The 282-nt window shown below is 41.5% G+C and carries 1 pseudogene; it reads right to left on the bottom strand.

Annotated elements, in window-relative coordinates:
* A pseudogene (locus CXF74_RS22775) lies at positions 1-282 on the bottom strand (hypothetical protein); the annotation flags it as partial.

Genomic DNA, 282 nt, shown 5'->3' with positions numbered 1-282 from the left:
GTTCTCATCTAGCAAAGCTTGGGATTTGAATCTGCCTTCCCAGAAACGTCCCTTACACTTATCTTCTTTATTCGCTTTAACAGCGATAAATTCATTTAGACAACGCATGAACCAAGAGATACTCGACAAACGTTTACGCCACTCTGCAATAATTTCAAGCGCGACTTCTTTTTGAATATCTGATGTTAACTCACCTTTTTGCCAGCGGACGACAAGCGGTGAAAGCGTATAGATTTGACTCCAACGCACACATATTTCATCATCAGAGCAGGCTAACAATGC

Origin of the sequence: Psychromonas sp. Urea-02u-13 (assembly GCF_002835995.1) — a bacterium.
Classification (GTDB): Bacteria; Pseudomonadota; Gammaproteobacteria; order Enterobacterales; family Psychromonadaceae; genus Psychromonas.
The sequence above is the reverse complement of the archived record's forward strand: the minus strand, read 5'-3'. Positions and strand labels throughout refer to the sequence as shown.